The organism is Streptomyces sp. NPDC001415 (assembly GCF_053597395.1).
This window is the reverse complement of sequence record NZ_JBSFIE010000009.1, coordinates 1-22,880: the sequence shown is the minus strand read 5'-3', so window position 1 is coordinate 22,880 and position 22,880 is coordinate 1. Positions and strand designations below refer to the sequence as shown.

Annotated in this window: 20 protein-coding genes; 4 read left to right on the top strand and 16 right to left on the bottom strand. The window is 72.2% G+C overall.

Annotated features, from left to right (window positions below; translation table 11 throughout):
• Positions 1-17: 17 nt before the first annotated feature.
• On the bottom strand, positions 18-1,481 hold the full coding sequence (locus tag ACWC2B_RS14365) for a penicillin-binding transpeptidase domain-containing protein (RefSeq protein WP_450716770.1): 1,464 nt from the start codon (positions 1,479-1,481) through the stop codon (positions 18-20).
• Entirely contained in the window at positions 1,478-2,869 is a 1,392-nt protein-coding gene (locus tag ACWC2B_RS14360) for an FtsW/RodA/SpoVE family cell cycle protein (protein ID WP_450716769.1), read from the bottom strand. Before ACWC2B_RS14360 ends, ACWC2B_RS14365 begins: the two co-directional genes overlap by 4 nt.
• A gap of 95 nt (positions 2,870-2,964) precedes the next feature.
• Here ACWC2B_RS14360 and ACWC2B_RS14355 point away from each other — a divergent pair, with 95 nt between their 5' ends.
• Both ACWC2B_RS14355 and ACWC2B_RS14350 read left to right on the top strand, forming a co-directional pair.
• Positions 2,965-3,456, top strand: coding sequence for a DUF6325 family protein (locus ACWC2B_RS14355; protein WP_450716768.1), 492 nt, complete (start codon positions 2,965-2,967; stop codon positions 3,454-3,456).
• A gap of 3 nt (positions 3,457-3,459) precedes the next feature.
• On the top strand, positions 3,460-3,717 hold the full coding sequence (locus tag ACWC2B_RS14350; protein WP_450716767.1) for an SHOCT domain-containing protein: 258 nt from the start codon (positions 3,460-3,462) through the stop codon (positions 3,715-3,717).
• Between the two features lie 9 nt (positions 3,718-3,726).
• On the opposite strand, the gene ACWC2B_RS14345 is transcribed toward ACWC2B_RS14350, so the two are convergent.
• From ACWC2B_RS14345 to ACWC2B_RS14325, 5 genes are all read right to left on the bottom strand, one after another.
• A complete protein-coding gene (locus tag ACWC2B_RS14345) occupies positions 3,727-4,068 on the bottom strand; it encodes an SH3 domain-containing protein (protein WP_450716766.1) in 342 nt (113 codons plus the stop codon).
• Positions 4,069-4,167: 99 nt separating this feature from the next.
• Positions 4,168-5,496: an ATP-binding protein gene (locus ACWC2B_RS14340; RefSeq protein ID WP_450716765.1), complete on the bottom strand. Its 1,329-nt coding sequence runs from the start codon at positions 5,494-5,496 to the stop codon at positions 4,168-4,170.
• Positions 5,493-6,284: a hypothetical protein gene (locus ACWC2B_RS14335; RefSeq protein ID WP_450716764.1), complete on the bottom strand. Its 792-nt coding sequence runs from the start codon at positions 6,282-6,284 to the stop codon at positions 5,493-5,495. The genes ACWC2B_RS14340 and ACWC2B_RS14335 overlap by 4 nt, the downstream gene beginning before the upstream one ends.
• Before the next feature lie 70 nt (positions 6,285-6,354).
• A complete protein-coding gene (locus tag ACWC2B_RS14330; RefSeq protein WP_450716763.1) occupies positions 6,355-6,999 on the bottom strand; it encodes a class F sortase in 645 nt (214 codons plus the stop codon).
• A gap of 104 nt (positions 7,000-7,103) precedes the next feature.
• Positions 7,104-7,406 (bottom strand): zinc-ribbon domain-containing protein, encoded by a 303-nt coding sequence (locus ACWC2B_RS14325; protein ID WP_450716762.1) that lies wholly within the window; start codon positions 7,404-7,406, stop codon positions 7,104-7,106.
• Between the two features lie 152 nt (positions 7,407-7,558).
• Between ACWC2B_RS14325 and ACWC2B_RS14320 the strand changes: the two genes are divergently transcribed.
• The gene (locus ACWC2B_RS14320; protein WP_450716761.1) at positions 7,559-8,362 is read left to right on the top strand and encodes a nuclease-related domain-containing protein; all 804 of its coding nucleotides are present in this window, start codon (positions 7,559-7,561) and stop codon (positions 8,360-8,362) included.
• A 106-nt stretch (positions 8,363-8,468) separates the two neighbouring features.
• Here ACWC2B_RS14320 and ACWC2B_RS14315 read toward each other — a convergent pair whose 3' ends face one another.
• Together ACWC2B_RS14315 and ligD are read right to left on the bottom strand one after the other, a co-directional pair.
• Complete coding sequence (locus ACWC2B_RS14315) at positions 8,469-9,374, bottom strand: ATP-dependent DNA ligase (protein ID WP_450716760.1); 906 nt, start codon at positions 9,372-9,374, stop codon at positions 8,469-8,471.
• Positions 9,371-10,255, bottom strand: coding sequence for a non-homologous end-joining DNA ligase (gene ligD / locus ACWC2B_RS14310; protein WP_450716759.1), 885 nt, complete (start codon positions 10,253-10,255; stop codon positions 9,371-9,373). The genes ACWC2B_RS14315 and ligD overlap by 4 nt, the downstream gene beginning before the upstream one ends.
• 59 nt (positions 10,256-10,314) lie before the next feature.
• Between ligD and ku the strand changes: the two genes are divergently transcribed.
• The gene (ku, locus tag ACWC2B_RS14305) at positions 10,315-11,394 is read left to right on the top strand and encodes a non-homologous end joining protein Ku (protein WP_450716758.1); all 1,080 of its coding nucleotides are present in this window, start codon (positions 10,315-10,317) and stop codon (positions 11,392-11,394) included.
• A 58-nt stretch (positions 11,395-11,452) separates the two neighbouring features.
• Here ku and ACWC2B_RS14300 read toward each other — a convergent pair whose 3' ends face one another.
• The 7 genes from ACWC2B_RS14300 to ACWC2B_RS14270 form a co-directional block, all read right to left on the bottom strand.
• Positions 11,453-12,865, bottom strand: a complete 1,413-nt coding sequence (locus tag ACWC2B_RS14300) for a DUF6177 family protein (protein ID WP_450716757.1) — start codon at positions 12,863-12,865, stop codon at positions 11,453-11,455.
• On the bottom strand, positions 12,862-16,869 hold the full coding sequence (eccCa, locus tag ACWC2B_RS14295; RefSeq protein WP_450716756.1) for a type VII secretion protein EccCa: 4,008 nt from the start codon (positions 16,867-16,869) through the stop codon (positions 12,862-12,864). Before eccCa ends, ACWC2B_RS14300 begins: the two co-directional genes overlap by 4 nt.
• On the bottom strand, positions 16,866-18,062 hold the full coding sequence (locus ACWC2B_RS14290; protein ID WP_450716755.1) for a nucleotide-binding protein: 1,197 nt from the start codon (positions 18,060-18,062) through the stop codon (positions 16,866-16,868). Before ACWC2B_RS14290 ends, eccCa begins: the two co-directional genes overlap by 4 nt.
• Positions 18,063-18,481: 419 nt before the next feature.
• Positions 18,482-19,846 carry a type VII secretion integral membrane protein EccD gene (gene eccD, locus ACWC2B_RS14285; protein WP_450716754.1) on the bottom strand — a complete coding sequence of 455 codons (1,365 nt, stop codon included), beginning with the start codon at positions 19,844-19,846 and terminating at the stop codon, positions 18,482-18,484.
• A gap of 13 nt (positions 19,847-19,859) precedes the next feature.
• A complete protein-coding gene (locus tag ACWC2B_RS14280) occupies positions 19,860-20,168 on the bottom strand; it encodes a hypothetical protein (protein WP_450716753.1) in 309 nt (102 codons plus the stop codon).
• Positions 20,169-20,231: 63 nt separating this feature from the next.
• Positions 20,232-21,125 (bottom strand): pentapeptide repeat-containing protein, encoded by an 894-nt coding sequence (locus tag ACWC2B_RS14275; RefSeq protein ID WP_450716752.1) that lies wholly within the window; start codon positions 21,123-21,125, stop codon positions 20,232-20,234.
• Positions 21,109-22,880: hypothetical protein (locus ACWC2B_RS14270; RefSeq protein ID WP_450716751.1), on the bottom strand; the 1,772-nt coding region annotated here is incomplete at its 5' end. The genes ACWC2B_RS14270 and ACWC2B_RS14275, both read right to left, overlap by 17 nt.

Here is a 22,880-nt window from a genome sequence, read left to right as displayed (position 1 = left end):
TTCCGAGGGGCGAGACGCTACGGGGTGCCCGCAAGCGCCGCCTCCATCACCGCCTTCGCGATCGGCGCCGCGTCGCCGCCCCCGCTGATGTCGCCCCGCTTCGCCGACGCGTCCTCGACGACGACCGCGACCGCGACGGCCGGACGGTCCGCGCCGTCCGCCCGGGCCCAGGAGATGAACCAGGCGTACGGGCTGCCGATGTTGCCGACGCCGTTCTGCGCGGTGCCGGTCTTGCCGCCGACCGTGGCCCCCGGGATCGCCGCGACGGTGCCGGTGCCGTTGCTCACCACGTCGATCATCATCTGCTGGAGCTGCATCGCGGTCGCCGGATACATCGCCCGCTGATAGGTCCGCTGCCCGGTCGTGGAGACGGTCGCGCCGCTCGCGGTCGTCGTATGGTCCACCAGATAGGGGTATTTGAGCTCCCCGCCATTGGCGACCGCCGCCGAGACCATCGCCATCTGGAGCGGGGTGGCCGTCGTGTCGAACTGGCCGATGGAGGACAGGGCCAGTTGGTCGGAGCTCATCTCCGTGTCGAAGTTGGACTTCGCCACGCCCGACGGGATGCGCAGGCTCGTGTCGTTGAAGCCGAACTTCCTGACCGCGTCCAGCATTCCGGGCAGCCCCACCTTCACCCCGAGCCCCGCCATCACCGTGTTGCACGAGACGGTCACCGCGTACGCCAGCGACGCGTTGCCGCAGCCGCTCGGCTCGTTGGGAAGCATGGTGCTCGTGTGGGGCAGCACGTACGGATCGGGCGTGTCGGTCGGCGCTTCGACGTCCGTGACAAGCCCCGCGTCGAGCGCGGCGGCCGCCGTCACGATCTTGAAGGCGGACCCGGGCGGATAGGTCTGCCGGATCGCCCGGTTCAGCATGGGCTGGTCCGCGTCCGAGGTCAGCCGCTGCCAGGCGCTCGTCACCGACCTGCCCGTACCCGAGAGAACACCCGGGTCGTACGACGGGCTGCTGACCAGCGCCAGGATCCTGCCCGTCGACGGTTCGAGCGCCACGACCGCGCCCTTCCTTCCGCCCAGACCGTCGTACGCGGCCCGCTGCACCGACGCCCTGATCGTGGTGACGGCCCGCCCGCCGGAGTGCCGCCTGCCGGTGATGTCGTTCCACAGCGGGAACACCGAAAGGAGCGGGGAGGTGCCCGACAGGACGGGGTCCTCCGCGTTCTCGACGAGCGTTGTGCCGTACGTCTGCGAGGCGTACCCGGTGACGGCCGCGTACAGCGGCCCGTGCTTGTACGTCCGCTCGTACCGCAGCTGCTGGCCGCTGTCCTTCGATCCGGTGACGCTCTCCCCGCCGACCATGATGGCGCCGCGCGGCTGGTGGTAACGGGCGATCGCCAGGCGGCGGTTGGCGGGGTTGGCGTCGAGCGCGTCGGCCTGGAAGACCTGGACGCGGGCCGCGTTCACGAGCAGCGCCACGAGCAGCACCAGGCAGAAGGCGGCCGCCCGCCGGATGCACCGGATCACTTGGCTGCCTCCTCCACCGATGGTTCGGGCCGTGCGATGACGCCGGGTTCGACCGCGGGGAGCGGCCGGCGGGCGGAATCACTGATTCGGATGAGCAGCGCCACGATGATCCAGTTGGTGACCACGGACGAGCCGCCCTGCGCGAGGAACGGCATGGCCATGCCGGTGAGCGGGATGAGGCCCATCACGCCGCCCGCGATCACGAACACCTGGAGCGCCAGGATCGAGGCGAGCCCGATGGCGAGAAGCCGCCCGAACGGGTCGGCCAGGCAGATGCCGGCCCGGTAACCCCGGGCCACAAGCAGGGCGTACAGGAGGAAGATCGCGGTCAGCCCGGACAGGCCGAGCTCCTCGCCCGCCGTGGCCAGGATGAAGTCGGACTTCGCGGCGAAGCCGATCAGTATCGAGTGGCCGAGGCCGAGGCCCGATCCGAGTGTGCCGCCGGCCCCGAAGGCGAACAGGGACTGGGCGAGCTGGCTGGGGCCGAGGCCCGCCTCGATGGTGGCGTACGGGTTCAGCCAGTCGGAGACGCGGCCGTGCACATGGGGTTCGAACAGGCCGACCGCGGCCGCGCCGATCGAGGCGAGCAGCAGCCCCACCGCGATCCACCCGGTGCGCCCGGTCGCCACGTACAGCATGACCACGAACAGGCCGAAGAACAGCAGCGAGGTGCCGAGGTCGCGTTCGAGGACGAGGACGCCGACGCTCAGCAGCCAGATCATCACGATCGGGCCGAGCACCCGGCCGGTGGGCAGTTGGAGCCGCCAGATCCTGCGGCCGGTGTGCGCCAGCGCGTTGCGGTTGGCCGCGAGGTGGGCGGCGAAGAAGAGGGCGAGCAGGATCTTGGTGAACTCGCCGGGCTGGAAGGAGAGTCCGGCCACCCTGATCCAGATCTTGGCGCCGTTGACCGCAGGGAAGAGGATCGGCACGAGCATCAGCGACAGGCCCGCGGCCATCGAGAGATAGGCGTACCGCTGGAGGACGCGGTGGTCGCGCAGGAGAAGGACGACGGCGAGGAACAGGCAGACCCCGAGCGTCGACCAGACCAGCTGGGTGGGGGCCGCGGGATGGCCCGGGGTCGAGAGGTCGAGCCGGTAGATCAGCACCAGGCCGAGCCCGTTGAGCAGCACCGCGATCGGCAGCAGCAGAGGGTCTGCGTACGGCGCGCGGAAGCGGACCACGAGGTGGGTGAGGAGCGCGAGCAGGCCGAGCCCGGCGCCGTAGCTCGCGGCGTCCGGCGGCACCGTGCCGTTCCTGGCGAGCCCGACGTCGACATAGCCGAGCACCACGACGAGAACGGCACCGCCGAGCAGGGAGAGTTCTACGCCCCGCCGCTTGGGGAGGCCGAGCTCGGATGGGGAGGCGTCCGCCGCCGACGGTGCGGTCATGCCAGGCAACGTAGCAAGACGCAGGCCTTATGTCCCCGTATGTCATAAGGTGCCGAACGGAATGCATGACGGTCCGTCAAAAAGGAGTCGGCGCCATGGGGCCCGTGGAATTCATCGTCCTCGCCTTTCCCGAGGAGCAGTTGAGGGTCCGGGCGGTCGCCTCGCTCGGCGCGCTGCGCCGGTCCGGCGCCGTCGCCCTGATCGACGCGCTGGTCGTCACCAAGACCGCGGGCGGCGAGGTGCTCACCGCCGAACTCGACGAGTTCGAGGAGCTCCAGGGGATGCTCGGCGGCCGGGACGCGGCCCGGCTCATCGGTCCCGAGGACGTCGCCGAGTCGGCCGGGCTCCTGGGGCGGGGGAACTGCGCGCTGCTCGTCCTGGTCGAACACCTCTGGGCGGCGGAGGCGGCCGAGGAGGTGCGCGCGGCCGGCGGTCGCATCGCCGGCTCGGTGCGGATCCCGCCGGAGCGGCTCACGGAGGTCAAGGCGGGCCTCGCGGCGCTGGCCGCGTCCGCACGGTCACAGCCATCGCCGTCGGCACAGTCATCGTCATCGTCATCGTCATCGTCCACCGGATCGGAGGCCTGACCCATGTACGTCCGACCCGCCCGCCCCGAAGGCCACCCCGTCGAACGCCCGGCCGGTGCGCCCCTGCTGCGCGGTCTGCTCTCCGGCAGCCCGGCCTACGCCGCCGACCGTGCGGCGCATGCCGCGGCGCCGCCCGCGCCCGTGCTCGCGAGCGGCGCCGACATCGCGGACCGCCTGACCCGACTGGGTGACATGGTCACCGAAGGACTGCTCACGCTCGAAGAATTCGCGGCCGCCAAGTCCAAACTCCTCGGCGGCTGAGGGGCCCGCTCAGCACCAGCGCGGTACGGGCCCCAGATTGTCGATGTAGAAGGCCGAGGCCCACGCCCAGGTGCCGTCGGTCAGCAGGTACCAGCGGTCGTTCCCGTTGATCTGGTCGCCGCCGGTCTTGCAGAAGATGTGCACGATCGAGCCGTAGGGCGCCTTGCCGACGATCCTGCTGCCACGGGTGGGACGGTCGCGCAGGAGCAGGCCGGACTTGGCGGTGACGCGGCCCTTGTAGTCGCCGTGTCCGTGCTCGTCGGCGGCGGCGGGCTGCGCCGTCGCGAGGACGGCCACGGCGCCGGTGGCCAAGCAGAGGCCGAGTGCGGCAAGGGGTGAGCGCAGGGACATGGTGCCTCCTGGATGGGGCGGGGCCGCTGGTGAACGACCCTCAATTCGCCTGCCTCACAGTAAATTCGCTCATTGGAGTTCGCAAAGCGTAACGAGGCGTCACTCGGCGTGTGTGCCCTGCCCGGAGTCAGGCGCCTCGAAGCTGATGTACTCGGGGAGTTCGAGCCGGGCCACCGCCCCGCCGTCCGCGGCGTTGGCGAAGCGCAGCTCGGCGCCGATCACGGCCGCCTGCCCCGCCGCGATGGTCAGGCCGAGCCCGTGCCCCTTGCTTCCGGCGTCGGTACGGAAGCGCTGCGGCCCGTGGTCGAGGAGGTAGTCCGGATAGCCCGTGCCATGGTCCCGAACGGTGACGACCGGCCCGTGCACGGTCAGCTCGACCGGAGCCTTGCCGTGCTTGTGGGCGTTGGCGAGCAGGTTGCCGATCACGCGCTCAAGGCGGCGCTTGTCGGTCTCCACACAGGCGTCCCGCACCACCGTGAGGGTGGTGTCCGCCTCCGCGGTCCCCGACGCGACCGAGGCGCGTACCACCCGCTCCACCACCGGCGCGAGCTGCTGCATGTCGAGGTCGACGGTCTCGCTGCCCGCGTCCAGACGGGAGATCTCCAGGAGGTCCTCGGTGAGCGAGCGCATCGCCTGCACCCGGTCCCGTACGAGCTCGGCCGGGCGGCCCTCCGGCAGCAGCTCGGCCGCCGCGTGCAGTCCGGTCAGCGGGGTGCGCAGCTCGTGCGCCACGTCGGCGGTGAAGCGCTGTTCGCTGAGCAGCTTGCCCTGGAGGGCGGAGGCCATCGTGTCCAGGGCGCCGGCCACGGTGGCCACCTCGTCCTGGGGGCGCGAGGGGTCCTTGGTGCGGCGGTCGTTGACCCGGGCGTCGAGGTCGCCCCCGCCGATCCGGCGGGCCACCGTCGCCGTCTGGTGCAGGCGCCGGGTGATCCGCGTGACCGCGAAGACGCCGACGAGGAGGGTCGCGCCGATGGCCAGGATGGACGAGCCGAAGATGGCCTTGTCGAGGCCGTTGATGGTGCGGGCGCTCTGGGTGTAGTCGATCTCGGCGGCCAGTGCCTTGCCGTCGGCCGGGCCCGCCGCCCACATGGTGGGGCGGCCGTTGTCGTCGTCGACGAGGGTGCCGCGCCTGCCGGACAGCGCGAGCGTGCGGAGCGAGGCGGGCAGCTCGGGCGGGTCGAGGCCGGCGCCGGGCGGCAGCGCCTCGCCCGCCTCGTACATCCGGGTGACGTCGGTCAGCTTGTCGAGCGCCTTGTTGCGGGCCTCGCCGACGGTCTGCCGGGTCACCGACACGTGCACCAGGGCGCCGAGCAGCGTCGCGAGCGCGCAGCACATCACGGTGATGAACACCGCCGACTTCCAGGTGAGCGTCGCCGTCCAGCGGGGCAGCGGCAGGCGGGGCGGCCTCGATATCCGGGGAAGTTTCATGGTGCCACCGCCGTGGGGGTGGCCGGCGGCTTCGCCGTCGGCGGCTTCTTCTTCGGCGACGGCGAGAGCTGCCCGGCGCCGGACGGTGCGGGGTGCTTCCCGCCGGGGGACTCGCCGGGCTTGCGGCGCACGATCTCGTCCCGGGTGGGGAGCATCGCCTGCTGGTGGTCGTCCCAGGACCACGCCGTGCGGTACTCGTACCCGGGCATGCCCGCCGACACCGACCGCAGGATCACGTCCCGGCCGGCCAGGTCGACGCTGATGATCTGGTCGACGGTGGACATGATGCGGATCAGGCCGCCGTCCTTGGCCGGCATGTAGCAGCGCACCGCGAGCTGCTGGTCCGGCATCCGGATGCCGACGATCAGCTCGTCCTTGCCGTCCCCGGTCAGATCCCGGTAGTACGGCTTGAGCACCGGGCAGCTGCCCGGCTTCTGCTTGCAGGTGGCCAGCTGCCGGACCGTTTCGTCGTAGAGACCGTCCTCGCCGCTGTAGGTGTTGGGGTGCGCCTTCACCTCGGCCTGCACCACGGCGACCGGATTCAGCTTGTGGACGTCGCCGCCGGTCACCTTGATCCCGGGCACCTGCTCCGTGTCGGTCTCGCCGTAGTCGTTGGGGGTCGCGGTCGCGGGAGGCAGATCCGGCCACAGGTGTATCGGGCCGATGGCCGTCGGCGTCGCGCCCGAGCTCTCCAGGTGACCCGCGCTCCCGCCGCAGCCGGACAGCAGCAGAGCACCCACTGCGGTCAGCAGGGGTGCCAGGAGGGCTGTACGACGGTGGCGGATCAAGGTGCTCCTGTCAGGCGGGAACCCCAGGCTATTTCACCTTCTGCCGGGCGCTCACCGGAGCCCCGGTGCGTTATTCGGCCTTGACCAGGTCGGCATAGAAGATGATGTTGGCCGAGCGGTGACCGTCCTTGATCGGACCGCCACAGGTGATGAGGCGGAGCTCGGCGCGATTGGTCGTCCCGTAAACCTTATGCGTCGGGAAGTCCTTTTTCTCGACCTGCTGGGTTTCCCGGATCTTGAACACCGCGGTCGAGCCGTCCGCCCGCCCGACCTCGATCATGTCCCCGACCTTCATGTCCTTCACGTTCCGCATCAGCGCCGGGCCGTTCGCGGTGTCGTAGTGGGCGACCAGGACCGAGGCCCCCTTCTCGCCCGGCGTGACGCTGCCCGTGTACCAGCCCGCCTGCTCGGCCCGGTCCACCGGCGGCACCTCCAGCTCCTGCGCGGAGTCCACCCCGAGCCGCAGCACCGGGCTCGCGTCGACCCCCGCGGAGGGGATGACGAGCCGGGTCGGCTCGGAGGCCTTCAGCGGGCCGACGGCTGCCTCGGCCTGGGTGGTGGCGGCGTTGCGCACCCTGACGTCCGGGGCCTTGGCCACCGGGTCGGGGGTGCAGGCCATGAGCCCGCCGCCGACGGTGAGGGCGAGCACCGATGCCGCCGCGATCCTGGCGGTACGGGGCGTCCGTGCGGTGCGGGGCGGGGTGGGCGTCGTCATGCCTACGACGCTAAATGTCCGGCATTGCGGCATTGCCCCGCCTACGTAACAGCTCGCCGTACTTCAGCAGGCGGTGCTGTTACGCACGGCGGGCTTCCCGTCCCCTACCGCTGGTACGGGTTCTGGCCCTGCATCTGGCCCGGCTGCGGCTGGCCGTACTGCTGCTGCGGGGCCACCGGCTGGGCGAGCAGGCCCTCGGCCTGTTCCTTGGTGATCTGCTGCTCCAGACCGCAGAACGTGCACTGCGTGCGGAACCGCGTCGAGATCGGGAACAGCGGGATGAAGAACAGCGTGAACTTCGTGACGTACTTGCGCAGCCCGTGCGCCGAAGGATTGCCGCAGTTGCCGCACACCAGCGTGAGCATCGCGAGCTGGTGGAGATAGCCGCGGGTGCCGAAGATGATCATGAGTGGTTCCCCTCCCGGATTTCTGGGTCGTATCGCGCGCAAGTGTCGTGGCCATGACCGTCCTGAGTCCATCGCGTCGTGACGACGCCCACACGACTTATTGCCCTCACGGGCATCGGACTGTTCCCATGGTCGTGGTGGGGTGATGGGGCATGGCAGGACTGCGGGTCACACCGGTACACCGGCACGGACAGGCGCGACTGTACGTCAGCCTTCCGGACGGGCGCAGCGTCGCCTGGTACGACCGCGACACCGGGCACGTGTCACTGCTGCTCGACGACCGCAGGGACGAGGTGCTCGCCGCGCTGCGCCCGTACGCGGTGGGGGAGCTGATCGTCGGCCCGCCGCCCGTGCCGAGCCCCGCCGACCTGGTGCGGCTCTCCCTGCACCCCGACGACGACCTCGCGCCCAACCGGCCCGGCGAGGCGCTCCTGACCGAGCTGGAGCGGTACGGGCCCCAGCACCGGTTCAGGACCGACCCGCGCCGCCGGGAGCTCGCCGCGCAGCAGCTCGCCGGGGCCGCGCTCGACCGGCTCGAAGGCGCGGGCTGGCGGGTCCTGCACTCGGTCCCGCTGCCCGGCGAGGCCAGGATCGACCACCTGCTCGTCGGGCCCGCGGGCGTGCTCACCGTGCGCTCCCTGAGCGCCCAGCGTCACCGGGTACGGATCGCCGACCCGCTGGTCACCGTGGGCCGTGCCGCGTCCCTGCCGTATCTGCGTGACGCCCGCCACGAGGCCGAACGCGCCTCCCTCGCGCTGGCGGCGGCGGTACGGCCCGTCCTCGTCCTGGTCGGCGCGGAACGGGTCGAGCTCGGACCACCCGGGGTCCGGGGCGTGAGCGTCCTGAAGGACAGCGAGATCCCGGACCTCGCGCGCCTGGGCGGCGTCCTGAAACCGGCCGACGTGGAGTCCCTGTACTGGACGGCCCGGGACCGCAGGACGTGGCTGCGGGTCTGAGAGCCTGTGTCTGAACCCCGCCCGGGCCTGCGTCCGGAGTTCAGACACAGGCTCTGAGAGCCTTCGTCCGAGCCCCGCCCGGATCGGACACGGGCTCCGAGCCCCATCAGCCCTCGGCCTCCCGCAGCCGCAACACCACCGCCCCCGCGTGCCGCGTGGTCGCCCACTCGACCTCCGCGAGCAGGCCCTCCGCGACCGCCCGGTACGCCACCTCGCCGAGCCCCGCCGCGACCGCCGTGCCGCCGCCCTCGGCCGCGAGCGGAGCAAGCGCGCGACCGGCCTCCGCGCGCAGGGCGGCGGACAGCGGGGCCGACACCACCGGTACGTCGTCGCCCGGCAGCACTAGGACGAGCGCGGCCGGGCGGGCCGGGCTGCCGGTGTGCCCGACGACGACCGCCTCGCGGGTGTCGGTGTGCCGCAGCTTGCGCCAGGAGCGGCGCCCGGCCCGGTAGGGCGCGTCCAGACGCTTGGCGACCAGACCCTCGATGCCGCTCGCAGGCAGCGTCTCGTACCAGGTCAGCGCCGTGTCCACCGAGGTCGTCATCGGCACGGCCTGGAGCGGCGGGCCGAGCGGGGCGAGGACCTCCAGGAGCCGGGCTCGCCTGCGCTCGTACGGCTCGCCCCGCAGGTCCCGGCCCGCGTCCGCGAGCAGGTCGAAGGCGGCGTACGAGGCGGGCAGGCGGCGGGCCAGGAGGGGAGCCCGGGCCGGGGTGGCGGCGGCGCGTCGCTGGACCGCCGTGAAGTCGGTACGCCCGCCGGTCCACACCACGACCTCCCCGTCGAGGACCGTCCCGGGCGTCAACTCCCTTGCCGCGTCGGCCAGATCGGGGAACGCGCCGGTGATGATCCGCCCCGAGCGGGCCTGGAGCACGACCCGCTCCGCCTCCCGGAACACCAGCATCCGGTGCCCGTCGAACTTCGGCTCGTACGCCCACCCCGCCCCGCGCGGCAGCGCGGCCACCGCCTCCGCGAGGGCGACGGTGAGCGGGGGCCGCAGCACCGGGGCGCTCACGGCAGGCGGCCCGCCCGGTCGGGGTCGGCCAGCGGGGCGAGCAGATCGCCGTCCCGGTCCAGGCGGGGCCCGATGTCGCCGATCAGGAACGTCAGGTCGGCCGGCGCCCGGCACGACTCGACCTCCGCCCAGGACACCGGCGCGGACACCGTCGGGCGCTCCTTGGCGCGCACGGTGTAGGGCGTCGCGGTGGTCTTCGCGGCGGCGTTCTGGCTGAAGTCGACGAACACCTTGCCCGGGCGCAGCGCCTTCGCCATCTTGTGCGTGACCAGCCCCGGCAGGGCCGCCTCCGCCTCCCTGGCCAGCGTCTTCGCGTACGCCGAAACCTGCTCGGAGGGTGTCCGCACCAGCGGGGAGAGCAGGTGCAGCCCCTTGGCGCCGGAGGTTTTGGCGTATGCCTCCAGACCGTCCGCGGCGAGCCGGTCCCGCAGCCACCGCGCCACCGCGCAGCACTCCACGACGCTCGCGGGCTCGCCCGGGTCGAGGTCGAGCACCAGCCGGTCGGCCTCGGCGGGGGCAGCCGCCCGCCACTGCGGGGTGTGGAACTCCACGACCAGGTTCGCCGCCCACATCAGGGTGGCCAGATCGGCGACCACGACCTGCCGGGCCGCCTGGTCCTCCGAGCGCGGCACCGCGGCCGTCTTCACCCAGGAGGGCGTGCCCGGCGGCGGATTCTTGGTGAAGAAGCGCTGGCCCGCCGGACCGTCCGGAAAGCGCAGGAACGACACCGGGCGGTCGGCCAGCTGGTCGAGGAGCGGGCCCGAGACCGAGGCGCAGTAGTGAAGCAGCTCGCCCTTGGTGGTGCCGGTGGCCGGGTACAGCACCTTGTCCAGATTCGACAGGGCGATCCGCCGCCCCTCCACCTCCGTGATCGGCGTCATACGATGAGAGTCCCACGAACCACACGAACCACACTCCTCGGGGACGAAGAGGAGAAACCGTGCGATCCATCTGGAACGGTGCCATTTCATTCGGCCTGGTCAGCATCCCGATCAAGCTCGTGAACGCCACCGAGAGCCATTCGATCTCGTTCCGCCAGATCCACACGGCGGACGGCGGCCGGGTCCGCTACCGCAAGGTGTGCGAGCTGGACGGCGAGGAGCTGAGCACCGAGGAGATCGGCAAGGCGTACGAGGACGCCGACGGCTCGATGATCCCGATCACCGACGCCGATCTGGCCTCCCTGCCGCTGCCGACCGCCAAGACGATCGAGATCGTCGCCTTCGTCCCGGCCGACACGATCGACCCGCTCCAGATGGACGCCGCGTACTACCTCTCCGCGAACGGGGTGCCCGCCGCGAAGCCGTACACCCTGCTGCGCGAGGCGCTCAAGCGGAGCCAGAAGGTCGCCATCGCCAAATACGCGCTGCGCGGGCGCGAGCGGCTCGGCATGCTGCGGGTGGTCGACGACGTCATCGCGATGCACGGGCTGCTCTGGCCGGACGAGATCCGCGCGGCCGAGGACGCCGCCCCCGAGACCGACGTCAGCGTCCGCGAGGCCGAACTCGACCTGGCCGACGCCCTGATGGACACGCTCGGCGAAGTGGACATGTCGACCCTGCACGACGACTACCGGGCCGCCGTCGAGGAGCTCATCGCCGCGAAGGCGGACGGCGTGCTGCCCCAGGCGGAGGAGGCCCACGCCGCCAAGGGAGGCAAGGTCATCGACCTGATGGCCGCCCTGGAGAGCAGCGTCAAGGCCGCGAAGGCGGCGCGCGGGGAGGGCGAGGAGGAGGGGGAGGTCGCCGAGGTCACCGAACTGAGCTCGCGCAAGCCCCGTAAGGCCGCGCCCGCGAAGAAGACGGCGGCGAAGCCCACCACGAAGACCGCCGCGGCGAAGAAGGCCTCGCAGACAAAGACACCCCAGGCCAAGAAGAGCACCGCCACCAAGACCACCGCGGCCGCCAAGAAGTCGGCGGCGTCGAGCCCCAAGTCCACCGGCGCGAAGAAGTCCACCGCGACCACGGCCAAGAAGACGGCGGCGAAGAAAACGGCCCCCAGGAAGCGGGCCAGCGCCTGAACCCTCGGCCCGGAGGGCCGGAGCCCCGCGCCCCTGGGGGCTTCGGATGGGCCCGGCTCTAAGGCCGGCCCTCCACATGCGCCATCAGCCTCTCCAGCATCGGCCACGTCCCCGCATCCGTGCCGTCGCCGAGCGGGTAGTACAGCGCCGGCTCCGTGTCCGGGCCGAGTCGGACGGGGGTCAGCGACAGGGGCGGGCGGGTGGCGTGGGCCAGGCCGGCCGTGCGCACCCCGTCCGCACCCAGCGTGTACGACACCGGGATCGGGGGCGCCTCGAAATGAGCCGGTACGGCCAGGTCCCGGCGGCCCCTGCGCAGGGAGACCAGCATGTGGGTCAGGCCGTGCGCGCCGGCCAGGGTGCGGGCCAGTTCCTCGACCGCGTCCAGCGGGGGCGCCTCGTCCGCCCCGTACCCCAGCGTGAGCGTCGCGTCGGCCGCCACGCCCCGCTCGACCCGGGTCACCCGGAGCCCCGCGAGCGCGGGCCGCGCCGGGTCGCCGACGGCGAGCAGCTGGGTCGACTCGGGTGCCCGGTCGCGGGCGAGGTCGGTCAACTGGCGTGCGGACCAAGGGAGGTTGACGGGTTCGGCGGTGCCCCAGCCGGCCGGGGCGCCGCCGGTCAGCGCCTGCCAGGCCGCTTCCAGGGCGCGGCCGAGCACCAGGTTCTCGTCCGCGTTGTGCACCGTGCGGAACGCGACGATCAGCTGCCGCTCGGAGGTGAGCGCGGGTGCGGTGAACGCCTCGGCCGCCACCGCCTCGCCCGAAGCGTCCCGGGCCGGCGCGAACGTGCCGTCCTGCCAGCGCAGGACCGCGCCGGAGAGCCCGTCGTAGTACCCGCAGTCGGGATCCTTGACCACCCAGCGGTTGGGCGCGCCGGTCAGCGCCGTACGCAGCGGAAGGCTGAGCCGTACGCCCGGCGGGGTCACGATCTGGAGCGCGCGGCGGCTCTCGACCGCGGCGCGCAGGATGTGCGAGAGCCAGGCGGTCAGCGCGATGACCGGCCGGTCGCACATGACGACGGCGGTCGACTCGGTGAGCACGTCCACCGTCGGATGAGCCCCGCCGGTCGCGGGCCGCGCGCTCACCTCCGAGTCGGCGACCGGGACGACGTCGGTGCTCGCGGCGCCGGGCGGCCAGACGGTGCCGCCGAGCAGGGTGGTGAGCCGCCCGGCCACCGACCCCGCGAGCCGCTCCGCCTCGGGCGCCGCAGTGGAGGCGCGCGCCTCCGTCCACCAGAACGAGCCCTCGGGGGGCGTCACTTGACCGCCGAGGAGACGTTCCGCCTCGCCCGGCACCTGCACGAGCAGCGGTGCTTCGAGGGAGACCAGCGGGCGGCCGTCCGCCGCGCAGAGCTGCACCACCGCCCCGTCGTGGCCGGTGTCGACGGAGAGCCCGGGCCCGCCCGCGTAGAGCCCCGCGAGCAGGGCCCAGGTGTCCGGCATCTTCGGGGTGAGGGCGATGACGTCCTTGGTCACGAGTGGTCTGCTTCTTCCGGCTGGGTGGCGAGGGCGGTCTGGACGAGCTGGTGGCGGCGGCCCCGGCGCACCAGGAAGCCGCGGCCCGGCGGCTGCGCGGACGCGTACAGGCCGGGGAACAGCTGGCCCTCCGTGCGGTCGCCGGTCATCACGAGCGCGGCGGTGCCTGTCTCGCGCAGGGTGGTCAGGAACGGTTCGTACAGCGCCCGCGAGGAGCCCGCGACGCGGCGGGCCACCACGAAGTGCAGCCCGATGTCCTGCGCGGAGGAGATGTACGGCAGGAACGGTGCGAGGGGCTGCTGGCCCGCGGTGGTCAGGATGTCGTAGTCGTCGACCAGGATCACGATGCGCGGCCCGCTGAACGAGGGCCCGTCCGGCAGCGCGTCGTGGTCGACGGTCTCGTCCGGCAGCCGCTTCTCCAGCTCGGCGGCGATCCCGGAGGCGAGCCCCACGCTGATCTTCGCGTTGTGGGCGTAGCCCCCGCGGTACGGCTCGGGCACCACGCCGCGCAGCCCGCGGCGCGGGTCGAACACGGCGAAGACCAGTTCCTCGTCGCTGTAGCGGGCGGTGAACTGCTGGGCGATGAGCTTGAGCAGATTGGTCTTGCCGCACTCGTTGTCGCCCAGGATCAGCAGGTGCTGGTCGTGCTCGAACAGGTCGAGGAGTACGGGGTCGAGCGCGTCCTGGTCGACCGCGATGGGGATGCGTTTCGGTTCGACGGCCGGCGAGGGCAGCCGCTGCGCGGGCAGCCGGGTCGGCAACACCCGTACGGGAGAGGCGAGTTCACCGTGCCAGGTGGCCCGCACCGTACGGGCCGCGTCCTCCAGGGCGGGGCCGAGATCGGCGGACGAGGCGACCGAGTCGGTGCGCGGAAGCGCGGCCTGCGCGAACAGCTTGCCGTTGGTCAGCACGCGCCCGGGGGTGTCCTGGGCGAGCGTCTCGGACAGCTTGCGGTCAATGGACGAGTCGGACGGGTCGTTGAGGCGCAGCTCCAGCTGGGTGCCGAACATCGACTGCGTCGCGATCCGTACGTCGTTCCAGCGCAGCATGCCCGCCACGATGTGGATGCCGTAGCCGCTGCCGCGCTTGAGCAGGTCGGCCACGTCGTCGTCCAGGGCGGAGAACTCGTCGCGCAGCGCCCCGTACCCGTCCACGAGCAGCACCACATCGGTCGAGCCGAGCTCGGGAAGCCGGCCCTGCGCGCGCAGGCTGCGCAGCTCGTCCACCGAGTCGATGCCGTGCTCGCGGAACAGCTCCTCGCGCGCGGCGAGCATGGCCCGCACCTCGGCGACCGTGCGCGCGGCCCGTTCGTGGTCGGCGCGCCCGGCGATCCCGCCGACGTGCGGAAGCCCGGCGAGCGCCGCGAGACCGCCGCCCACCAGGTCGAGCCCGTACAGGGCGACCTGGGCCGGGGTGTGGGTCAGGGCGAGCGAAAGGGCGAGGGTGCGAAGGAGGGTCGTCTTGCCGGACTGGGGGCCGCCGATGACGGCCACATGACCGCCCGCCACCGTCAGATCGAGGGTCCAGGGGCCCTGCCACTGCCGGCCCGGATCGTCGAGCAGCCCGAGCGGCACCCGCATCGGCCCCGGCCGGTGGCTGAGCTGGAGCCCGTGCTCGGAGACCTGGAGGGGGCCCGCCGCCGCGTCGAGGCTGATGGCCCCCGGAAGCGGGGGCAGCCAGATCCGGCGTACCGGCTCTGCGGCCGTGCGCAGCTGGTCGACCATCGCCGACATGACGGTCGGCCCGGTCTCCCGCTCGCGCATCTGCGGTTCGGGCGCTGCGTTTGAACTCTCTTCCTTCTCAAGGGAGTTGAAGGTCGGGTACGCCCAGGCGAGCGGAGTGTCGTCCTGCTGTTCCAGGACGGCGGGACCCCGGTAGGCGCCGGAGACGTAGCCCGCCTTGAAGCGCTCGTACGTCGAGGTGTCGACCTTCAGATAGCCGAAGCCCGGCAGCGGCGGCAGGTGGAAGGCGTCCGTCGTGTCCAGGACCGTGCGTGACTCGTCGGCGGAGAACGTGCGCAGGCCGAGCCGGTACGAGAGATAGGTGTCCAGGCCCTTGAGCTTGCCGCCCTCGATGCGCTGGCTGGACAGGAGCAGGTGGACGCCGATGGAGCGGCCGATGCGGCCGATCGACAGGAACAGGTCGATGAAGTCCGGCTTGGCGGTGAGGAGTTCACCGAACTCGTCGATCACGACGAAGAGGTGGGGCAGCGGTTCGAGCTCGGGCCGCTCGGCACGCAGCGCGGCGTAGTGCCCGATGTCGGCGACGTTGCCCGCGTCCTTGAGGACCTGCTGGCGCCGCTTGACCTCGCCCGCGAGGCTGGTGTGCACGCGCTCGACGAGGCCTGCCTGGTTCTCCAGATTGGTGATCACCCCGGCCACGTGCGGGAGTTCGGCGAACGGCGCGAAGGTGGCGCCGCCCTTGTAGTCGACCAGGACCAGCGCCAGATCCTCCGGCGGATGCCCGGCGACAAGCGCGAGCACCAGCGTACGAAGCAGCTCCGACTTGCCGGAGCCGGTCGCGCCCACACACAGCCCGTGCGGGCCCATGCCCAGCTCGGAGGACTCCTTCAGGTCGAGCAGGACCGGCTGATGCCGGTCGTCGAGCCCGATCGGCACCCGAAGGAACGCCCGCTCGCCGCGCGGCGCCCACAGCCGTTCGATGTCCAGGTCCGCCGGATCGTCGATGCCGAGCAGCTGCGGAAAGTCCACCGGTCCGGTCACCGGCGTGCCCTCGGCCACCGACTCGGCCGAGAGCCGCAGCGGCGCCAGCATGCGCGCGAGCCCCTCGGCCCCTGCCGTGCTCACCTCGTCGGACAGTCCGTACGACATCGGGGGCGCCGGGTTCGCCGGATCGCGCAGGTCCTCGACCGTGATGCGGTCGCCGTCGACACTGATCCGGACGGTGACATGGTCCGGCTCGTGCACCTGCTGCTCAAGGAGATGCAGCACCGTCACGCCCATCTCGGTGAGGCCGACCGCCGTGTCCGGACGGGGCAGTTCATCGGCCGGAGCGCCGTACTCGTCGCTCACCACGAGCAGCCGGTCGATCATCCGCAGTGCGTTCCGGTCGGACAGACCCCGGCGCACCTCCGCCGCGTACGAGGCCCGCTGGCGCAGTTCCGTCCGCATCAGCCGGGCCAGCTGCGGCATGCTCGGCGCGATCCGGCGCGCGGCCACCGGGCCGTCGCTCTCCAGCGTGTCCAGGACATGGGGCAGCCACTTGGCCCACTCCCAGTCGTCGAGGCGGTCGCCGGGCACGCCGAGCGCGATCGCCAGATCGTCCGGGGCGTGCGTGACGGCCGCCTGTACGAGCAGCGCCCGCGCGACCCGCAGCACGCCTTCGCGGTCCCCGACCACGCTCACGTTCGCGGCCCGGTCGAGCGGCACCGTCAGCGGCGACTCGGTGGCCGTGGCGTACCGGGCCACCAGCGCACGCGCCTCGTTCAGCATGAACGGATCCGGCGGGGTCAGCACGCCCTGCGCACTGTTCTGCCCGATCGACAGATCCTGCGTCGGTACGGTGCCGGTGCCCACCCGCACCCGCAGGAAGTCGGCATCGCCGCGCCGCCGCTCCCACAGCCGCGCGGGGTCCCGCAGCAGGTCGTACAGTGCCTGCGGCGGCGGGTTCAGGAGCCGGGCCTGGAGCCTGGACTCCCGCTCCACGGAGCCGAGTTCCTCGCGCTGCTCCTCCAGGTATTCGAGGTAGCGCTCGCGCTGGGTGCGCCGGGTGCGCTGCGCCTTGCCCCGCTGGGACAGGAACAGCGCGACCGCGCCGAGCAGCGCCACGACCAGGACGATGGCGCCGAGGCCCGCGAACTGGCTGTTGCGGATCACCGTCATCATGATCACGGAGCTCATCACGCCGGCCATCGGAAGCAGCGCGGTCGCGGCCGTGCCGGTCTTGCCCTCGGGCAGGTTGGGCGGCGGCTCGATGGCGCGCGGCGCCGCCGGGGCGGCCGGCCGGGTCGAGCGGGCCGGGCGGTGGACCTGGTGCAGCGTCATCGCACCCTCACCGCCCGCTCCATCGCCTCGGCGGCAAGGGCGACGGCGGCCTGCCGGGTGGCCCGGCCGAGCAGTGCGGTCTGGATGGGGCCTCCCTGGGCCAGATGCCGGTCGTAGGGGACCGGGAGCACGGTGACGCCCGCTTCCCGCAGATGCGCGGTGGCGGCCTTCAAGTCCAGTGTCGTATCAGGTGAGTTGGCGGTCAGCGCCACCACGGTGGTGGCCAGCGCCGAGTGCGGCAGATGAGCGAGCCAGTCCAGGACGAGCCGGGTGCCGCCGACGCCCTCCGCGGTCATCGGGGCGACCACGATCCGGGCGTGCGCGGTGTCCATCGCGGTACGCGCCACCTCGCCGGGCAGCGTCTCGCAGTCGACCACGGTCACCGCGAAGTACCGGCGAAGCGCGAGCGTCACCGTGCGGTACGTCCGCATGCTCAGCGGCGCGCCGAGGCGGCCCTGGCTCGCGGGCAGCAGCCAGCCGCCGTCGGTGACCGGCACGAGATAGCCGGTGACGTCGGTCAGCTGCATGGCGGGGGTGAGGATGTCGGCGAGATCCACGCAGGACCAGCGCACCGACTCGGCGCCGAGCCGGACCGGCAGCGTGCCGAGTGCGCCGTCCGCCTCAAGGGCGAGCACGGGATCGTGCCGGTAGTGGTTGAAGCTCCGCGCGAGCAGAGCGGCGACGGTGGTCTTCCCCACCCCGCCCCGGATCGAGGTGACCGCGATGACCCGCCCGGTCGTCACGGGCTGCTGCAACTCCCGCCCGATCCGGCTCTCCTCGGCCACGTCCTGCGCGGCGGACGACCCGAGCTTGCGCACGGACCGCCCGGCCCGCTTGGCCACGGAGTCACCGTGCACCGGTTTCCCGAGCGCCACCGCGAGCCGGGGATCGACGGTGGGCACGGACTCGGGCGTGGCCATGGGCACCGCCGCGTCCCGCCCGCCGGGGACACGGAGTTCGGGCAGGGTGGCGGGGCGGGAGTCGGCGGGGGGTGCGGGCTGCGGGGTGGGCACGGGCAACCCGGCCGACCGTCCGTCCGGGGCGCCGGATCCGTACCGGGCGGCCGGAGCGGCATCCGGAGCGGCATCCGGAGCGGCGTGCCCGTGCTGGGCGGCGGCGCGTGCGGCGGCGACGGCGTCGAGGGTTGCGGCGGTGGCTTGGCGGGGGTCGGGGGTGGGGGCGTCAACTCCCATGGCGGCGGCGGGAGTTGAGGCATCTGGAGAGGTGTCCGTCTGGCGTGGCTCAAGCGGGCGTATCCGGAACGTACCCTCGGCGGGGCCGGTGTAGGGCCGGCCGGAGGGTGTGGGGGCGCCGGCGTCGGACCGTGCGGCTGACCCGAAGGAACCTTCCGCCGACCCGGAATGCGGTTGTGGGGCCGACCCGGCCGGGCCGAAGGCACCCTCCGCCGGGCCGGCACCCGGCTGCGCGCCCGACCCCGTCGAGCCACCCGCACCCTGCTGTGCGGGCGACGCCGCCGAAGGGAAGGCGCCCTCCGCAGGGCCAGAACCCTGGGATGCGGCCGACGCCGGGCCGGAGGCACCCCCGCCCAGCTCGCGCAGCACATCGCGCTGCCAGTCCTCGCCCACAGCCATATCCCGACCTCTACGCATACCTACGCGAACGTGCCGAGCAGACGCCCGTACACCCCGAACACCCCGAGCAACAGCGGGAACAGCGCGATCACGCCGATCGATTCCAGCGCGTCGCCGAACCGCCGCAGCCGGACCCGTACATGGTCCGCGGGCTGGATGACGAGCACCGCGACCGGGGCCAGTGCGAGGGCCACGAGCAGGGCCAGCGGGCCGACCGCGCCGGTGCGCTCCCACCAGACCCAGGCGAGCCGCCCGGCCACCGCGGCGGCGGCCGCGAAAAGGCCCACGACCTCGGCGACCAGCGGATAGGCCCGCGCGCGCAGAGCGAGGACGACGGCGAGTACCGAGGCGAGCGGCACCGTCCACACCGTCGGCGTGCGCAGCACCAGTATCCCGGCGACCGCCGCGCAGGCGGCCATGACGACGGTGGCGAGGGCGAGCCCGCGGTGCGTCGCGGCGAGCGCGGTCGACACCTGATAGCGGCTGACGGAGGTCCCGCCGGAGCGCCGGTCGTCCAGGCCGGAGAGCCCGGACGCCATCAGTGCGAGGCGCGGCAGCACCCCGAGCAGCAGCGCCGACACGACCACCACGATCGCCCCGGCCCGCGCCTGCCCGACCGCCGTGCCGGCTCCGGACTGCGACGCGATCACAGCCTCCCAGCAGACCCCGGCGCCGACGACCGCCCCGGCGCCGATGAGCCCGCCCCGCCCGAGCGGCGAGAACAGGCCGAGGAGCAGCAGCGCCACCACGACGGCGGCACCGACCGCGCCGAGCCGGGCGCCGCCCGGCCAGCCGTACGCGTCGGCCAGCGTCCACGCCCCGAGCACGGCAAGGGCCCCGGCCGTGACGATCAGGGTGGTCGCGGGTCCGCGCTGCCCGGCCCGGCCGAGCACCGGCCCGGCGATCGCGCCGAGGCCGGCCACCGCGAGCAGCACCGCGCCGACCGCGGACAGCGCGAACTCGTCGCGCGCGAGCACCCCGGCCGCCAGCGCCCAGCCGACCGTGGCGAGCCCCGCGACCGCGCGCCGCGCGGCGGGCCGCCAGCGCCAGGCCCGTACATCGAGATCGTCCGCGGCCTCGTCGGTGACGTCGTGCACGACAGGAGCCGAAGGGGCGTCCTCGACCCGCACGAGCCGCAGCACCGCACCGTCGGGCACGCCCGCCGACGCCAGCGTCGAGTCCTGGGCGAGCGCCGATCCGTCGGCCGTCGTCAGATGGCGCAGCATCGGGCGGCCGCCCGGGCCGTCGCCGAGCAGCCGCATGATTTCGGGCAGCAGCAGCCCAATTGGCTCTTCGGACGGCAGAACGAGATCGACCCGACGCTGTTCACCGACCAGAGTGACCCGGCTCAATGCCGTACGGCTCACCGATCCCGTAGCTATCACGCGTGCGAACCTATCATCGGGCCGAAGACTTCACGGCGGGCGAAGAAGCGGGAGAAGAGGGAGTTGGAGAGGATACCGAAGTCGGCTGAACCGAAGTCCCGTACGGAGACTTGCCGATGAGCTTGTGCGAAATGAACGACCAGCCCACGCAACCCGCGCACAGCACCGCAGCAATCACAATTCCGGCAAACAGCTTGCCGAGGCGTTCGTCGACCGACCGCCGCCCGCGCTGCCCCCCGAACAGAAGGGCATCGCGAAGCCGCCGGCGCCGTACCGAAACCGACTCCAGCAATTGGCTGTCATAGTCCTGCGCGGCAGTCATGCCCGGGCAATCTCCTTCGGATCCTGCTCATGCCGTACGGCGGCAAAGCCGTGACGTTGGAAATCAAGGCCGTTCGCGGAGCTTCGCGGTCACGGCCGCGACGAAAGCGTCAGCCTCCTCCTCGGTGATCTCCACATGGTCGACGTCGTTGTGGCCGAGTTCGTAGAGCCGGAGGTATTCGGTCGGCTCCCAGTGCAGATTCCGGGTGAAAGCCTCGTCGTAGGCGATCCCGTCGAGAAAACGCCGCCGGACAATTCCACGCGGGCTGCTCCGCGGATATCCGTCGCCGATCTTCGCGTAGTACGTGATCTCCCGCGACGCCGGGTCGATCACCCGCACATCGGCGCCCCGGCCATTCAGCCACAACTCCAGCTCGCGGCCGCGGATTTCACGACGCTGCTCGCCGCTCTCCACGGTCATCGGCCCGTACACCGAGCCCGACAGGCCCTGGACGACGGTGTGTTCGTCGATGACGACGCCGAACGAGGTCTCCTTCACCGAGGCGCCGGTGAGGTCGGCGCCCTGGAGCAGGGTGCCGAGCAGCGCGGCGGCGTTGAGCCGGGCGCCCCGCAGCGACCCGCCCCGCACATCGGTCCCGGCCAGCTCGGCGCTGCCCAGATCCGCGCGGTCCAGCTTGGCGCCGCGCAGGGAGGCCTCGTCCAGTACGGCCTTGACCAGGCAGGCGTCGGTCAGGTCCGCGCCGTCGAGCACCGCGCCTTCCAGGTGGCACCGGTAGAGGTCGGTGCCCACGAGCACGGCGTCCCTGAGCACCGTCTCGGCCAGCATGCCTCCGCCGAAATCGGCACCCGACAGATCGGCGCCGGTCAGGTCGAGCCCGTCGACACCGAGCAGCGAACCCGGCTGCTCGACCCACTCGCGGAGCGCGGCCGCGGCCTCGGCGTCCTTCGGCATGGCCCGGACGATCCGCCGCTCGCCCTCGTCACGGATACCAGACAACCCGATCACTCCACCCATGGTCTTCGACAATTGCCCTGACATCGTCAATAGCGGCCTGATCGGCATTGCGCATGTCCAGAATGACCACGCGCTTCCTGTTCACGATCTGGTCCTCCAGCTTGCGCACCCAGCTCCCGTTGTTCGCGGGGTCGTACGCGCCCTTGAACGGCAGCGACTTGTCGCGAACGTTATTGAGGGGAGGCCAGTCGGAGTGTACGCCCTTGATGTCGTAGAACTCCCCGATGCTCGGCGAGTAGAGGTCACCCTGATTCGCACCCGGCGGACGCTGAATGTCGGAGGGCACCTTCCCGCTCTCGCGCATGTCGAGAGCGATCCGCGCCTCGTCCATCTCCGACGGCTTGACCTTCCCCTTGTGATCGGGGTCCTGCTTCAAGACGTCGAAATCTTCGGCGTACTTCTTCTCCACCGCCTGGAGATGCTCATCATGCACCGCGCGCTCGGCCGGGGTGAGCTCGGCCGGCGGCCCATTGCCGTGAACGGAGGCGGTTCCGTGCTGGCCGTGGTCGACGTGCGGAGCCTCGGGCAATGCCGAACCGTGCGGCTCGTGACCGAGATCGATATGCAGGTCCCCGGCACCGTGCGGCACCGGAACCTTTCCGAACAAGTCGCTCTGCTCGGCCCGGATGGCCGCGAGCTCGTCGTGGGAAATGCCGGGAAGGCGTTCCTTCTCGTAGAGCACATGGCCGTCCATCTTGGCCGTGAAGCTCTCCGGAGTGTGGAACTGCACCTCGAAGACCTGACCCGAAACCGCGTCGCGCCAGGTCGAGTTGATGCCCTTGTAGCCCGCACTGTCCCAGGTGTTCTTGAACGTGACGTTCTCGAACCCGCGGCCACGGAAGTCGTCGACGGCCTGCTGCACACCGTGCGCGTAGTCCTTGGCGGGCAGCTCGACGGTGTAGCGCAGCGAGTCCTTGACGTTCCCGAGCGCGTCCTCGGGCCGCAGCATCGGGTCGTCGTGCAGCGCCGTCGCGATCTTGCGCTTGAGCGAGTCCTCGCCCTTGAGGCGGTACTCCAGGCCGTTCAGCTTGCCGTGGTCCACCCGGTCGGCGGCGGACTTCACCGCGTCGGTGATGCCCGGCTCGGCCGACTCGGCCCGGTGCATGAACTCGTCGGCCGCCGCGTTGGCGTGCGGGTCGAGGTGCAGCCCCTGCGGCCCTTCCCAGGACCCGTCGGGCAGATTGCCCCGCGGCTCACCGGGCCCGTCCGGAAGATGCGAACCGCCGGTACCGGGCGGGCCCCCGGCGTCGCCGCCACCCGACCCCGCACCATCGGCCGACCCGGGCTCGCCCGGGTGCGTACCGCCACCGTGGCCACCGGTGGGCAGGTCGCCGTGCGATCCCGTACCGGGGACGTCGTGAGACGTGGGTACGGGGTTGTGCGACGGCCCGCCCGGGGTTTCGTGGCTGGCGGAGGGGCCGAGGTCGTGGGCGGTGCCGCTGGGTGTGCGGGCGGGGTCGTGGGCGGTGCTGGCGGGTGTGCGGGCGGGGTCGTGGGCTCCGGCCATGGCCGGTTCCTTGACGCCTGTGGGGATGGTTTCGCTGACGTGCGGCAGTGAGCTCTTGAGGCGGGTGATGTCGTCGGCGCTGAGTTCGACCTTGGCCGGCGATACGGTGCCGTCGGGTTTGTAGACCTTGCCGTTGTCGAGGTTGAGGCGGCTGCCGCCGGGCCATTCGATGTAGTTGCCCTTGACGACGGGGACGTCGGGGTTTTTGAGGTGGGTGCCGTCGAGGTTGA

What these genes read in the sequence shown, in the direction of transcription:
- ACWC2B_RS14280 (WP_450716753.1), bottom strand. Translation starts at nt 20,168, where the DNA reads ATGACTGCCGCGCAGGACTATGACAGCCAATTGCTGGAGTCGGTTTCG.
- ACWC2B_RS14290 (WP_450716755.1), bottom strand. Translation starts at nt 18,062, where the DNA reads ATGGGAGTTGACGCCCCCACCCCCGACCCCCGCCAAGCCACCGCCGCA.
- ACWC2B_RS14360 (WP_450716769.1), bottom strand. Translation starts at nt 2,869, where the DNA reads ATGACCGCACCGTCGGCGGCGGACGCCTCCCCATCCGAGCTCGGCCTC.
- ACWC2B_RS14330 (WP_450716763.1), bottom strand. Translation starts at nt 6,999, where the DNA reads ATGACGACGCCCACCCCGCCCCGCACCGCACGGACGCCCCGTACCGCC.
- eccCa (WP_450716756.1), bottom strand. Translation starts at nt 16,869, where the DNA reads ATGACGCTGCACCAGGTCCACCGCCCGGCCCGCTCGACCCGGCCGGCC.
- ACWC2B_RS14355 (WP_450716768.1), top strand. Translation starts at nt 2,965, where the DNA reads ATGGGGCCCGTGGAATTCATCGTCCTCGCCTTTCCCGAGGAGCAGTTG.
- ACWC2B_RS14325 (WP_450716762.1), bottom strand. Translation starts at nt 7,406, where the DNA reads ATGATCATCTTCGGCACCCGCGGCTATCTCCACCAGCTCGCGATGCTC.
- ligD (WP_450716759.1), bottom strand. Translation starts at nt 10,255, where the DNA reads ATGACGCCGATCACGGAGGTGGAGGGGCGGCGGATCGCCCTGTCGAAT.
- ACWC2B_RS14340 (WP_450716765.1), bottom strand. Translation starts at nt 5,496, where the DNA reads ATGAAACTTCCCCGGATATCGAGGCCGCCCCGCCTGCCGCTGCCCCGC.
- ACWC2B_RS14345 (WP_450716766.1), bottom strand. Translation starts at nt 4,068, where the DNA reads ATGTCCCTGCGCTCACCCCTTGCCGCACTCGGCCTCTGCTTGGCCACC.
- ACWC2B_RS14350 (WP_450716767.1), top strand. Translation starts at nt 3,460, where the DNA reads ATGTACGTCCGACCCGCCCGCCCCGAAGGCCACCCCGTCGAACGCCCG.
- ACWC2B_RS14320 (WP_450716761.1), top strand. Translation starts at nt 7,559, where the DNA reads ATGGCAGGACTGCGGGTCACACCGGTACACCGGCACGGACAGGCGCGA.